At 64.9% G+C, this 12,273-nt stretch carries 10 protein-coding genes and 1 tRNA gene; 7 read left to right on the top strand and 4 right to left on the bottom strand.

Annotation, left to right across the window (positions count from 1 at the left end; translation table 11 throughout):
• Positions 1 to 11 precede the first annotated feature (11 nt).
• A complete protein-coding gene (locus AC56LU_RS19280; protein WP_497177229.1) occupies positions 12 to 1,154 on the top strand; it encodes a T6SS phospholipase effector Tle1-like catalytic domain-containing protein in 1,143 nt (380 codons plus the stop codon).
• 32 nt (positions 1,155 to 1,186) lie between these two features.
• On the opposite strand, the gene AC56LU_RS19275 is transcribed toward AC56LU_RS19280, so the two are convergent.
• Positions 1,187 to 3,094 (bottom strand): hybrid sensor histidine kinase/response regulator, encoded by a 1,908-nt coding sequence (locus AC56LU_RS19275; RefSeq protein WP_497177228.1) that lies wholly within the window; start codon positions 3,092 to 3,094, stop codon positions 1,187 to 1,189.
• 197 nt (positions 3,095 to 3,291) lie between these two features.
• Here AC56LU_RS19275 and AC56LU_RS19270 point away from each other — a divergent pair, with 197 nt between their 5' ends.
• The gene (locus AC56LU_RS19270) at positions 3,292 to 5,577 is read left to right on the top strand and encodes an ATP-binding protein (RefSeq protein ID WP_497177227.1); all 2,286 of its coding nucleotides are present in this window, start codon (positions 3,292 to 3,294) and stop codon (positions 5,575 to 5,577) included.
• Positions 5,546 to 6,001 carry a response regulator gene (locus AC56LU_RS19265; RefSeq protein ID WP_497177226.1) on the top strand — a complete coding sequence of 152 codons (456 nt, stop codon included), beginning with the start codon at positions 5,546 to 5,548 and terminating at the stop codon, positions 5,999 to 6,001. Before AC56LU_RS19270 ends, AC56LU_RS19265 begins: the two co-directional genes overlap by 32 nt.
• Here the strand turns inward: AC56LU_RS19265 and AC56LU_RS19260 are convergent.
• Positions 5,983 to 7,572, bottom strand: a complete 1,590-nt coding sequence (locus tag AC56LU_RS19260) for a response regulator (protein WP_497177225.1) — start codon at positions 7,570 to 7,572, stop codon at positions 5,983 to 5,985. The genes AC56LU_RS19265 and AC56LU_RS19260 overlap by 19 nt on opposite strands.
• Here AC56LU_RS19260 and AC56LU_RS19255 point away from each other — a divergent pair.
• The 3 genes from AC56LU_RS19255 (at position 7,552) to AC56LU_RS19245 (ending at position 10,575) form a co-directional block, all read left to right on the top strand.
• The gene (locus tag AC56LU_RS19255; RefSeq protein ID WP_497177224.1) at positions 7,552 to 8,133 is read left to right on the top strand and encodes a hypothetical protein; all 582 of its coding nucleotides are present in this window, start codon (positions 7,552 to 7,554) and stop codon (positions 8,131 to 8,133) included. The genes AC56LU_RS19260 and AC56LU_RS19255 overlap by 21 nt on opposite strands.
• A 118-nt stretch (positions 8,134 to 8,251) precedes the next feature.
• Positions 8,252 to 9,565: a DUF3300 domain-containing protein gene (locus AC56LU_RS19250; protein WP_497177223.1), complete on the top strand. Its 1,314-nt coding sequence runs from the start codon at positions 8,252 to 8,254 to the stop codon at positions 9,563 to 9,565.
• Between the two features lie 53 nt (positions 9,566 to 9,618).
• Positions 9,619 to 10,575, top strand: coding sequence for a DUF2950 domain-containing protein (locus AC56LU_RS19245; protein ID WP_497177222.1), 957 nt, complete (start codon positions 9,619 to 9,621; stop codon positions 10,573 to 10,575).
• A 58-nt stretch (positions 10,576 to 10,633) separates the two neighbouring features.
• On the opposite strand, the gene AC56LU_RS19240 is transcribed toward AC56LU_RS19245, so the two are convergent.
• Positions 10,634 to 10,709: transfer RNA gene (locus tag AC56LU_RS19240), tRNA-Asn, on the bottom strand.
• A 127-nt stretch (positions 10,710 to 10,836) separates the two neighbouring features.
• On the opposite strand from AC56LU_RS19240, the gene purT reads away from it, so the two are divergent.
• Positions 10,837 to 12,045 (top strand): formate-dependent phosphoribosylglycinamide formyltransferase, encoded by a 1,209-nt coding sequence (gene purT / locus AC56LU_RS19235; protein ID WP_497177221.1) that lies wholly within the window; start codon positions 10,837 to 10,839, stop codon positions 12,043 to 12,045.
• A 27-nt stretch (positions 12,046 to 12,072) separates the two neighbouring features.
• On the opposite strand, the gene AC56LU_RS19230 is transcribed toward purT, so the two are convergent.
• A partial coding sequence (locus tag AC56LU_RS19230) for a hypothetical protein (protein WP_497177220.1) occupies positions 12,073 to 12,273 on the bottom strand: 201 nt, incomplete at its 5' end.

Genomic DNA, 12,273 nt, shown 5'->3' with positions numbered 1-12,273 from the left:
GTGCGAAACGGATGTCGCTCGGGGGCTTCCCGGTCGAGTTCGATTTCCTCGGCGTTTTCGACACGGTCGCCTCAGTCGGTGTCGGCAACACGGTCGCGAGCCAGCATGGCCATGGCTCCTGGGCGGACGCGGAAGACAGCCTGCGCGTTCCCGCCGGACTGAAGTGCCTTCACCTGGTGGCGGCCCACGAACTCAGGCGCAGCTTTCCGCTCGATTCGATCTCGGTGAACGGGACCGTCTCTGCCGGATGCAAGGAAGTCGTGGTTCCCGGCGTGCATTCGGATATTGGCGGCGGCTATTGCCCGCGTGAGCAAGGAAGAGGCACCGATCCCAACGGGGACGACATGTTATCCCGGATCCCACTCATCATGATGTACAAGGAAGCCCCGCTTAACGGCGTGCCGCTGAAACTCGATTTTTCGACGCCAGCCACCCAGGCCAGGTTCGCAGTCAGGAAAGAAACGATCCAGGCTTTTAACTCCTATCTGGACACCTGCGAGGAAAAACAAGGCCCTCTGCACCGTATCGTGCGCGAGCATATGCGCAAGCAGATCGAGTGGCGTGTCCACCGCAAGATATCAGGCAAAGCGCCGCTGCAGCATAGCCGCAGTTTCCAACAGTCGTCGACCTATTACCAGAACGACTTGCACAGTGCGGCGCTGCAGTTCGATGAAGAAATCAAGGCATTTCTATCGTGGCTGCAATCCAAAGGGGCGCACTTCCGACCTGCCCCCCAACACCCGGGCTTCGGCGACCAGCATTTTTCGGAATGGGAAGAAATCGCCACCTTCTGGCACAGTCTCGCCCATCCTTGCGAGGCGACCCTCGACCTGTTCGACAACTATGTTCACGACTCACGGGCATCGTTCAAGCTCAGCGGGCCCGACACCGAAGCAAAGATGCATGATTATCTGCGGCGCTGCGTCAAGGAGCGCGAAAAGACCTTGGCCCTCATCAGCAAGGCGGATCACAGGTCAGTCCTGACACTGGAAGAACATCGCGCTGCCGACGAGTATGCGAAGACGAACACGATTCCGCGGTTTCACGTCAGTGGCCATGAGCCGTGGGACGGTTCGTTTGGCATCATGTCGAGGGCTGGCTACCTGAGATACAGAAAAATCTATGCAGGCAGCGACACCTCTTTGATTTCTTGAACGGTGGAGCGCAAGTCAATCGCCGCCAGACTTCAAGTCACGCTGCGCAGCCCCCTCGCCAGGTCCGACAGCCGGTACGGCTTGCTGACGAACGTGAAATCCCCCAGCCGGTACTGGTCCAGCTTGAGCGCCGGCAGCGGATAGCCCGACGCCAGCATCACCTTGATGTTCGGGTAGTTCTCGCGCGTGTACGCGGCCAGTTCGATGCCGTTGACGCCGTTGGGCATGACGATGTCGGTGAACAGGATGTCGACGTCGCGGCTGGCCAGCACGCCCATCGCTTCCTGGCCGCTGGCCGCGGTAGTGACTTCGTAGCCCATGCTCATGAACAGCGCCGAGGCGACGTCGAGCAGGTCGGGTTCGTCCTCGACGATCAGCACCGTCTCCGAATCGCCGTGCTTCAGTTCAGCGTCCTGCGGGGTCACCGACGGCAGGTAGATCGCGATCGTGGTGCCTTCGCCCTGTGTGCTCTGGATGACCACCTCGCCACCGGATTGCTTGATGAAACCGTACACCTGCGACAGGCCAAGGCCGGTGCCCTTGCCGGTTTCCTTGGTCGTGAAGAAAGGCTCGAAGGCGCGCTGCACCGTCTCCGGCGTCATGCCGGTGCCGGTGTCGCTCACCGAGACGCAGACGTAGGGACCCGGCGCCAGCCCCGCCACTTCGCCTTGCTGCAGCGTGCGCCGGGCGGTGTCCAGCACCAGCCGGCCGCCGTCGGGCATGGCGTCGCGTGCGTTCACGACCAGGTTGAGCAGGGCCGATTCGAAACGGGCTCCGTCCACCACCGCGCTGCCGGCCTGCGGGTCGAGGTTGAATTCGAACTCGATGCCGGTATGCCCGGCGCGGCGCAGCACCGACTCGAAGCCCGAGATCAGGCGGTTGATGCTGCGCGTCTCCGGCTGCAGCGGCTGCTGGCGCGCAAAGGCCAGCAGCTGCTGGGTCAGCGTGGCGCCGCGGTCGATCGCGCGCCGCATGCTGTCGAGCGTCTTGGCGTCGCCGCTGCCCTGGCGGGTCAGTCCGAGCACCTCGAGGCCGCTGGCCAGCACCGACAGCAGGTTGTTGAAGTCGTGCGCGACGCCGCCGGTGAGCTGGCCGATCGATTCCATCTTCTGCGACTGGAACAGGGCAAGTTGGGCCTGTTCGAGCGCTTCCTCGGTCCGTTTCTTCTCGGTGAGGTCGCGCGTGATCTTGGCGAAACCGATCAGCTTGCCGTCGTCCCCGTGGATCGCGTCGATGATGACGTGGGCCCAGAAGCGGGTGCCGTCCTTGCGCATGCGCCAGCCCTCGGCTTCGTAGCGCCCGTCGCGCGCGGCCGTGGCCAGCGCGCGCTGCGGCATGCCGCCAGTGCGTTCTTCGTCGGTATAGAAGCGCGAAAAGTGGTTGCCGACGATCTCGTCATACGAATAACCCTTGATGCGCTCGGCGCCGACGTTCCAGTTGGACACCACGCCTTCGGGCGAGAGCATGTAGATCGCATAGTCGGTGACGCCCTGCACCAGCAGCCGGAAGCGCTGCTCGCTGTCGCGCAGCGCATCCTCGGCCTGCTTGCGCCCTGTTACGTCGCGGGTGATCTTGGCGTAACCCAGCAGGTGGCGCTCTTCGTCGTAGATCGGGTCGATCACCACGTGGGCCCAGAAGCGGGTGCCGTCCTTGCGCACGCGCCAGCCCTCGGCCTCGTATTTACCGTGTTCGAGGGCGTGCGCCAGCGCCCGCGCCGGCATGCCGTCCTGCTGGTCCTCGGGGGTGTAGAAGCGCGAGAAGTGCTGGCGCAGGATCTCGTGCGGCCGGTAGCCCTTGAAGCGCTGCGCGCCGGCATTCCAGCTGGCGATGTGGCCGGACGGATCCAGCATGTAGATGGCATAGTCGCTGATGCCGGCGATCAGGTATTGGAACCGTTGTTCGTCGGTCAGGGGCGGCTTGACGGGCTGTTGCGTATTCATGACCGGGGGGCTCGATTGTGTGTGTCTGGTACGACAAAAATCTTATCATACCGCTACTCATCAATAGTGGCCGTCCGCCTGACTCGGTATTGACCTGTATAGACAGGCGCGTTATCGGAAACAGCAACATTGCCGTCTGAACTGCCGGAATTGACGTTACAATGTTGAATTGTGTCCTCAGCAGTTCCTATTTGCCTATGATCCCGGCACCTACCGATACTCTTGACCTCAGCCATTGTGCGGCCGAACCGATCCGCACGCCTGGCAGCATCCAGCCGCACGGCTTCATGCTGACGCTGTCGCAGGCGCCGGCACTGCCGGTGCAGCAGGCCAGCGCCAACCTCGAACGCTGGACCGGCATGGCGGTCCACGAGGCGGTCGGCCGTCCCCTGGCGCATGTGGTGGGCGAGCCCGCCGCGGCGCGCATCGCCGCCGAGCTCGACGCCAACCCGGTGCTGGCACGCCCGGCCTACCTCGGTACGGTCACCACCGGCAACGGCGCGAACTTCGACGTCATGGCCCATGCCTGGGACAGCCTCCTGATCCTCGAATTCGAAGGCGTCGAGCGCCGCCGCGCCGCCGACTTCCGCAGCCTGTATCCCCTGATCGGCGACTTCCTGGTCCGGGTGAACCAGCCGGCCTCGATCCCGGAAATGTCCGAGCTCGCCGCGCGCCACGTGCGCGAAGTGACCGGCTATGGCCGGGTGCTGGTCTACCAGTTCGACACCGAAGGCCACGGCCGCGTGCTGGCCGAATCGAAGGAAGCCGGCTACGATTCCTACCTTGGCCAGTACTTCCCGGCCAGCGATGTGCCGGCCCAGGCGCGCGCGCTGTACGTCCTGTCGCCGATCCGCGTGATCCAGGACGCGAACTACGAGCCGGCGCCGCTGGTACCGGAGCTCAACCCGATTACCGGGAGGCGCAACGACCTGTCGTTTGCCTCGCTGCGCAGCGTGTCGCCGGTGCACCTGCAATACATGCGCAACATGGGCACGCTGGCCTCGATGTCGGTGTCGATCATCGTCAAGGGCAAGCTGTGGGGCCTGATCTCCTGCCACAATGCGGCGCCGCGCCCGGTCTCGGTCGAGAAACGCACCGCCTGCGAACAGCTGGGCCAGATCCTGGCCCTGTGCATCGGCGCGCGCGAAGACGCCGGCGAACTGCAGTTCCGCCTCGACGTGCGCCGCATCATGGTCGAGATGCTGGGCCACCTGACAAAAGGCGCCGACTTCCTCGAGAACATGAGCGGCGTGTTCCCCGAGCTGCTGCGCTTCGGGCGGGCGGGCGGGGTTGCGATCGTGGTCGACGACCGCATACTGACCTATGGCGACACGCCGGACGAGCCGCAGATCCGCGCACTGAGCGAATGGCTGTCGGTGCACGGGCACAGCGAGGTGTTCCACACCGATCACCTCAAGGACGTCTACCCGGCCGCGGCCGACATGGTGCGCAACGCCAGCGGCCTGCTGGCCCTGCCGATCTCGCGCATCCACCAGCACTACCTGCTGTGGTTCCGCCCGGAGGTGGTGCAGACCATCGAGTGGGCAGGCAACCCGCATGGCAAGCGGGCGCTGCCTTCCGACCCCGCGCAGCTGACGCCGCGCCTGAGCTTCGAAGCCTGGCGCGAGACCATCCACGGCCGCAGCCTGCCCTGGCACGCGGCCGAGATCGAGCTGACCGTCGAGTTCCGCAGCGCCCTGCTGGGCATCGCGCTGGAGCGCGCCGAACAGATGGCCGAACTGGCCGAGGAACTCGGGCGCGCCAACAAGGAGCTCGAAGCCTTTTCGTATTCGGTGTCGCACGATCTGCGGGCCCCGCTGCGCCACATCGTGGGATTCTCCGACCTGCTGATCGAATCCGCCGGCGCCGAAGACCCGGAGCGGCGCCAGCGCTTCCTGAAGAACATCAAGGAATCGGCGCGCCTGGCCGGCAAGCTGGTGGACGACCTGCTGTCGTTCTCGCAGATGGGCCGCGCGGCGCTGCGCCCGACCACGGTGGACATGAACGACCTGGTGGCGGCATGCATCGACAAGCTCGGCATTGAGATGCAGGGCCGCAATGTCGACTGGCACATCGAACCGCTGCCGCGCATCTGCGCCGACCCGACCTTCCTGCACCTGGCGCTGTTCAACCTGCTGTCGAACGCCGTGAAGTTCACCAGCGGGCGCGACCCGGCGGTCATTACCATCACCTCCGAGGAAGACGCCGAGTTCACGACTTTCCACGTGGCCGACAACGGCGCCGGCTTCAACATGGAATACGTGCACAAGCTGTTCGGCGTATTCCAGCGCCTGCACCGGATGGAAGACTTCCAGGGCACCGGCATCGGCCTGGCGAACGTGCGCCGCATCGTCGAGCGCCACAACGGCCGCGTCTGGGCCACATCCGTACAGGGACAAGGCGCGACCTTCTCCTTCAGCATTCCCAAACACAATCCCACCGAGGCAGACAATGCTCAAGCCAATTCTTCTCGTCGAAGATAACCCGCACGACCTCGAACTGACGCTGATCGCGTTGTCGAAGAGTCAGCTCGCCAACGAGGTGGTCATCGTCCGCGACGGCGCTGAGGCGCTCGACTACCTGCACCGCCGCGGCGAATTCTCCCAGCGCGCGGTCGGCAATCCGGCCGTGATCCTGCTCGACCTGAAGCTGCCCAAGGTGGACGGGCTCGAAGTGCTGAAGGAAATCCGCGATACCGAGGGGCTCAGGAGCGTCCCGGTGGTGATGCTGACCTCGTCGAAGGAAGAACAGGACGTGCTGCGCAGCTATGAGCTGGGCGTGAACGCCTACGTGGTCAAGCCGGTGGACTTCACGGAGTTCGTGCGCGCCATCGCCGACCTGGGGATCTTCTGGGCGGTCCTGAACGAACCGCCGCCGGGCTCGCGCCGCTACATCAAGCCTAAATGAGGCTGAGGAGGCTGCGCGCCTGAGGCGCCGGACGGCTTCGGCCGCGGTCCGTCCTGCCTTGCGCGGCGCAGCAGGTGGCGGATGCGCGCGCTCAGCGCGTCAGGATGATAGGGCTTCTGCAGCAGGTGCACCGACGCATCCAGCCTGCCCTCGTGCGCGAGCACGCCTTCGGCATACCCCGACGTGTACAGTACCTGCGCATGCGGCAGCCGGCGGCGCACGATCTCGCCCAGCTGCAGGCTGCTCACCGGCCCCGGCATGATCACGTCGGTGAACACCAGGTCGATGTGGCGGCCGCTGTCGATGATCCTGAGCGCTTCTTCGGCATCGGCCGCTTCCAGCACCTCATAGCCCAGCGCCGACAGGATGCCGCAGGTCGAGTCGCGCACGTCCGGCTCGTCCTCGACCACCAGGATGGTCTCGATTCCCCCGGCCAGCGGCATGCCGGCCGCCTGCTCGAGCATCACGGGCGTGGCGTCGCTGCGCGGCAGGTAGATGCGCACGCTGGTGCCCTCTCCCACTTCGCTGCGCAGCACGATCTCGCCGCCCGACTGCTTCACGAAACCGTAGGCCATCGACAGGCCCAGACCCGTTCCCTGCCCGGTCGGCTTGGTGGTGAAGAAGGGCTCGAAGGCGCGCTGCAGGACTTCTTGGGGCATGCCCTTGCCGGTGTCAAGCACCTCGATCATGACGAGATTGCCGTGCGGGACCTCGGGCGGCAGATCGGCTCCCTGGCCGAGGTTACAGGCGCGGATGGTCAGGGTGCCGCTGCCCGCCATCGCGTCGCGCGCATTGATGGCCAGGTTCAGCAGCACGTTGTTCAGCTGGTTGGGGTCGACCATGATGCTGCCCAGGCCGGGCTCGATGTCGGTGACGACGCGCGCGCTCGGACCGAGCACGCGGCGCATCATGTCGTCCATGTCGCGCAGCAGGTGGCCGGGATCGACCACCACGGACTGCAGCGGCTGGCGCCGCGCGAAGGCCAGCAGGTGCGCGGCCAGCTTGGCGCCGCGCTCGACGCCGCTCAAGGCCATGTCGACACGGCCGCGCGCGCTCTCGTTCAGGTTGCCCACCAGCTTGAGCAGCTGCAGGTTGCCGCCGATGACCTGCAGCACGTTGTTGAAGTCATGGGCGACGCCGCCCGTAAGCTGGCCGATCGCTTCCATCTTCTGCGCCTGGTGCAGCGCCGACTGGCTGGCCGCCAGCTGTTCCTGGCTGACGCGCAGCGAGGCGAAGGCGGCGTCGCGTTGGCGCCGCGCGATGCATGCACCGCTGTGGTAGCGCACCCGCGCCACCAGTTCGCGCGGGTCGGGCCACTTGACCAGGTAATCGTTGGCCCCGACGGCAAAGGCGCGCGCCTTGATCTCGGGGTCGTCTTCGGAAGACAGGACGATGACGGGGATGTCTTCGGTGTCGGGGTGGGCGCGCAGGAGCGCGGTTACCTCGAAGCCGTCCAGGCCCGGCATGCGCAGGTCGACCAGCACAACCGTGGCCCGGACTTCGCGCGCTACCTCAACCGCCCGCGCGGGGCTCGATTCGTAGCAGAGGGTATGACCGGCGCAGCCCTGCATTCCATGGGCAATGATGTCCTGGGCAAAAGGCTCATCGTCGATGAGGAGAATGGAGCAGTCTGGGCGATCGTCAATCATTGCGAAGGGGTCAAGGATACGACACGATCTTGCAAAAAAGTAAGCGGCGATTCTACACCATTACATAATTTCTGGACACAATTGACGATTTTGATTCGTGCTCGTGTATTTACACGGCTTGCAAGAACCGGCCAGCGGCGCCATCTGGGCAGCATGCCCAAGCGACGCCCCGAACCCGTTGACACCGCTCCTGTGCCAGAGGCGCTCTGCCCCCTGTGCGGGCGCGTGCTGGGCACGGTCAACATCGACCGTCACCACCTGGTGCCCAAGACCTTCAAGGGAAAGGAACAGTTCCCGATCCATAAGATCTGCCACCGCAAGATCCATTCGGCTTTCACCGAACGCGAACTGCTGCAGACCTATCACAGCTGGGAGCGGCTGCAGGCGCATCCGGAAATCCGCACCTTCATCGACTGGGTAGCGAAGAAGCCGCCGGACTTCTATACACGTACCTATGTGTCGAACCAGAAGAAGTTTCGATAGGGCTGACGAGCTCATGCTATGTGAGCGCCGTATGACAGCAACGAAATTACTCGCCTCATGCCACTTTGCGAAAAATCAAACTACTTATACTTGACCTTACTAGAATGAATAGAAGTTGATGTCACTAACGGGCGAGGACGTGATGAATCCCGGAATTATTCTGTTCACAACGGGACTGAGCCTTTTTCTGACAGCATGCGCGCCCGCGCCGGCACAGACGCCAGCCACAGTCTATTCGTCGCCGCAAGCTTCCAACGCAGCGACTTCGACCGTCCCCGCCGGCCAGACGTTTTCCGAGCAAGAGCTCCAGCAACTGGTCGCGCCGATCGCGCTGCACCCCGACGCCCTGTTTTCGCAGATCCTCATGGCCTCCACCTATCCGCTTGACGTGGTCGCCGCAGAGCGCTGGGTCAAGAACAATCCCGGCCTCAAAGGCCAGGCCCTCGAAGACGCGCTGCAGGCGCAGCCGTGGGATCCCAGCGTGAAATCGCTGACCGTCTTCCCGCAGGTGCTGACGATGATGAGCGAGAAAATCGACTGGACCCAGAAGCTGGGCGACGCATTTCTCGCGCAGCAGAAAGACGTGCTGGCCGCGGCCCAGACCCTGCGCAGCAAGGCGCAGCAACAGGGTTCGCTCAAGGATACGGAACAGCAGCGCGTCGTCACCGAGCAGGTGGAGTCGACAACGGTCATCCGGATCGTTCCTTCCAATCCGGAAGTGGTCTACGTCCCGACCTACGATCCGACGATCGTCTACGGCGCCTGGCCTTACGCGGCCTACCCACCCTATTACTATTATCCGCCCGGCTATGCCGCCGGAGCTGCGCTGTTTACCTTTGCAGCCGGCGCGGCGGTCGGCGCGGCCTTATGGGGCGATTGCGACTGGGGACGCGGCGACGTGAACATCAACACCAACCGCTACAACAACTTCAATCGAAGCAATATTTCAAACCGCAGCTGGTCGCACAACGCCGCCCGTCGCGGCGCCGTCCCCTATCGTGACCGGGGCGTGGCGCAACAATACGGACGCGGGCGTTCGACGGCGGACGCCGCGGCCCGCGAACAATTCCGCGGGCGCGCCGACGCCGGCCGGAGCGCGATCCAGCGCGGCGAGGTGTCGGCGGCCGATCTGGGGAGCCGCAACGATGGCATCGGCAACCGCAATGATGGCATCGGCAACCGCAACGACGGGATCCGCGATCGCAACGCCAGCGTCGGGGGCAGCGGCCGGGGCGACCGCAGCACCGGCTTCGGCGACCGCAGCAGCGGCGCACGCGATTCGGGCATGCGCAATTCCTCCGCCTTCGACACCGGACGCGGGTCGCAGGCGCGCAGCTACAGCAGCCGGGGCGGGTCCAGCATCAGCTCGGCGCGCGCGTCGGGCAACTTCGGCGGCGGGATGCGTGGCGGCCGTGGCGGCCGCGGGCGCTAGAGCGCGCTGCCCGTGCGGCGCAGTCAACGAGAGCAAGGACATGGGAGGCAACGATGAGCGATGGCCGCTGGTCTGAGGCAGCGATCCGCAGCTTGCGGTGCGCCCTGCTGGCATGCGGTGCCGGCCTTGTTTTCGCATCCGGCGCGATCGCCGCAAGCACACAACGCCACTTCGCCTCGCCCGAGGACGCCGCCCAGGCCCTGGTGCAGGCAGTCAAGGCACAAGACCGCGCAGCCACGCTCGCGGTACTGGGCCAGGACGCGTCCAACTGGATTTCGTCGGGCGACGAGGCAGCCGACCGCGCCGCCGTCGCCCGCTTCATCGAGGCCTACGATGCCCGGCATCGTCTGGTCAAGAAGGGCGGCAAGGCTACGCTGACGCTCGGCAACGATGATTTTCCATTCGCGTTTCCGATTGTCAGCGATGGCAAGCGCTGGCGCTTCGACACGACGGCCGGCAAGACGGAAATGCTGGCGCGCCGGATTGGCGAAAATGAACTCAGCGCGATCAAGGTGCTTCAAGCAATCGTCGATGCGCAGATGGACTACGCCTCGGCAGACCGGGACGGCGACGGGGTGGTCGCCTACGCCCAGAAATTCGTCAGCAGCCCCGGCAAGCAGGACGGACTCTATTGGCCGGCCGCCGACGGGCAGCCGCAGAGCCCGCTCGGCGAACTGCTGGCCAAGGCGTCCAGCGAAGGCTACCAGGCCAGCACGGACAAGCCGACGCCGTATCATGGCTATTACTACCGCCTGCTCGGGCGCCAGGGCAGGAACGCTCCGTCGGGTGCGCTCGATTATGTCGTGGGTGGCAGGGCAATCGGCGGGTTCGCGGTGGTCGCTTATCCGGCACGGTATGGCAACTCGGGCATCATGAGCTTCATCGTCAACCAGGACGGCAAGATCTACCAGGCCGATCTCGGACCCGATACCCAGGCAAGGGCGCTGAAGATGCAGGAATACAATCCAGGAAAGCCCTGGTCGCCGGTCGATCCTGGCAAGCCGCTCTAAGTTGAACGACGCCGGAAATGACAAAGGGCCACGTTTGCACGTGGCCCTTTGAATATTCTGGCTCCCCGACCTGGACTCGAACCAGGGACCTGCGGATTAACAGTCCGTCGCTCTACCGACTGAGCTATCAGGGAAAAGAGGCCGCATTATAGCGGGCCGATTCGGATTTGACCAGTGCTTCGCAAAATTGGCTCGCTGGCGGCAAGAGGGAGAGGCCTTTGTTATAGTCCGACCTCCATCGCTTTCAGAATAGCCTTTTCCATGACCAAGCCCCGCCTCTTCGGTACGCCCCTCTCCCCTTCCGCCACCAAGGTCATGCTGCTCGGCTCGGGCGAACTGGGCAAGGAAGTCATCATCTCCCTGCAGCGCCTGGGTGTCGAAGTGATCGCCGTCGACCGCTACCCGAACGCGCCCGGCCACCAGGTGGCGCACCGTGCGCACGTGATCGACATGACCGATGGCGCAGCGCTCTCCGCCCTGATCGCACTGGAAAAACCCGACCTGGTGGTGCCGGAGATCGAAGCCATCGCCACCGAAACCCTGCTGGCGCTCGAAGAAGCCGGCAAGATCACCTGCATCCCGACCGCGCGCGCCGCATTGCTGACCATGAACCGCGAAGGCATCCGCCGCCTCGCCGCCGAAGAACTCGGCCTGCCGACCTCGCCCTACCGCTTCGCCAGCAGCCGCGAAGAACTGGAACAGGCCTGCGCGGCAGTGGGCTTCCCGTGCGTGGTCAAGCCGGTGATGTCCTCGTCCGGCAAGGGCCAGTCGAAGCTCGACAGCGCAGCCGACGTGGCCGCGGCGTGGGACCATGCCGCCAGCGGCAGCCGCGTCGACGCCGGGCGCGTGATCGCGGAAGGCTTCATCGACTTCGATTACGAAATCACGCTGCTGACGGTGCGCTCGATCGGCAGCACGGGCGAGGTCGAGACCAGCTTCTGCGCGCCGATCGGCCATCAGCAGGTGCAGGGCGATTACGTCGAATCGTGGCAGCCGCACCCGATGGCCCCGGTGGCGCTCGAACGCGCGCGCGACATCGCGGCGAAGGTGACAGCCGACCTCGGCGGCTGCGGCGTATTCGGCGTCGAGCTGTTCGTCAAGGGTGACATGGTGTGGTTCTCGGAAGTCAGCCCGCGTCCGCACGACACCGGCATGGTGACGATGGCCAGCCAGGTGCAAAGCGAGTTCGAGCTGCATGCCAAGGCCGTGCTGGGCCTGCCGACCGACGTGTCGCTGCGCGCGCCGGGGGCCTCCGCCGTGATCTACGGACAACATGAGGCAGCAGGCATCGCCTTCGACGGCGTAGCCGATGCGCTGCGCGTGCCGGGCGCCGACCTGCGACTGTTCGGCAAGCCGGAGTCGTTCGCGCGCCGCCGCATGGGCGTCGCGCTAGCGACGGCGGATGATGTGGATACCGCTCGCCAGCGCGCCCTGGAAGCGGCCTCGCGCGTGAAGCCGGTGATCCGCTGAGGCGGAAAACAAGAGGCGCTGTCACCTTTAGCTATGGATGAGGATTGAACTGCTGAGCTGCCTGACGGTCGAACACCGGTCTGCTTTGACGGGAGCCGGCCATGAAAGCACCCCAGCTTCAAGAAATGGTTCGCACGACTGCCTGCGCTCAACCAGCCGCAGCGCTTGCAAACGCTGGCCGCCTTGCATCCAGCTGCCGGTCTCGACCAGGTAATCGCCCTCATCGGA

It is taken from the genome of Telluria sp. PB2R4, from assembly GCF_059685695.1.
Note: the sequence above shows the minus strand (reverse complement) of the source record. Positions and strands in the feature narration are given on the sequence as shown.

Excerpts from the sequence above, each read along its gene's own strand:
- AC56LU_RS19280 (WP_497177229.1), top strand. The coding sequence starts at position 12 with ATGTCGCTCGGGGGCTTCCCGGTCGAGTTCGATTTCCTCGGCGTTTTC.
- AC56LU_RS19275 (WP_497177228.1), bottom strand. The coding sequence starts at position 3,094 with ATGAATACGCAACAGCCCGTCAAGCCGCCCCTGACCGACGAACAACGG.
- AC56LU_RS19270 (WP_497177227.1), top strand. The coding sequence starts at position 3,292 with ATGATCCCGGCACCTACCGATACTCTTGACCTCAGCCATTGTGCGGCC.
- AC56LU_RS19265 (WP_497177226.1), top strand. The coding sequence starts at position 5,546 with ATGCTCAAGCCAATTCTTCTCGTCGAAGATAACCCGCACGACCTCGAA.
- AC56LU_RS19255 (WP_497177224.1), top strand. The coding sequence starts at position 7,552 with ATGACCGGCGCAGCCCTGCATTCCATGGGCAATGATGTCCTGGGCAAA.
- AC56LU_RS19260 (WP_497177225.1), bottom strand. The coding sequence starts at position 7,572 with ATGCAGGGCTGCGCCGGTCATACCCTCTGCTACGAATCGAGCCCCGCG.
- AC56LU_RS19250 (WP_497177223.1), top strand. The coding sequence starts at position 8,252 with ATGTCACTAACGGGCGAGGACGTGATGAATCCCGGAATTATTCTGTTC.
- AC56LU_RS19245 (WP_497177222.1), top strand. The coding sequence starts at position 9,619 with ATGAGCGATGGCCGCTGGTCTGAGGCAGCGATCCGCAGCTTGCGGTGC.
- purT (WP_497177221.1), top strand. The coding sequence starts at position 10,837 with ATGACCAAGCCCCGCCTCTTCGGTACGCCCCTCTCCCCTTCCGCCACC.